Origin of the sequence: Paenibacillus sp. OSY-SE, assembly GCF_000283315.1 — a bacterium.
GTDB classification, from domain to species: Bacteria; Bacillota; Bacilli; order Paenibacillales; family Paenibacillaceae; genus Paenibacillus_B; species Paenibacillus_B profundus.
In genome coordinates, this window is the sequence record NZ_ALKF01000059.1 from 1 (window position 1) to 205 (window position 205).

The window sequence follows — 205 nt, forward strand, 5'->3', positions numbered from 1 at the left end:
ATTGCCAATCATGGTGGACATGCTCCGCATTGGATTGATTCGCTTTTTACGTCCGTCTCTGCTGCTTGTGTCACAGGGTTGGTCGTCGTTGACGTCGATTCGACCTATACGGTATTTGGAGAAACCGTCATTTTGGTGCTGATGCAGCTAGGTGGGCTAGGGTTTATGACCTTAGCGACCTTGTTTGCGCTGTTGATGGGACGAC

1 protein-coding gene is annotated in these 205 nt (G+C 50.2%); it reads left to right on the forward strand.

Features of this window, described 5'->3' with window-relative positions; genetic code table 11:
* Nucleotides 1-205: potassium transporter TrkG (locus tag A372_RS32695; RefSeq protein WP_036702675.1), on the forward strand; the 205-nt coding region annotated here is incomplete at both ends.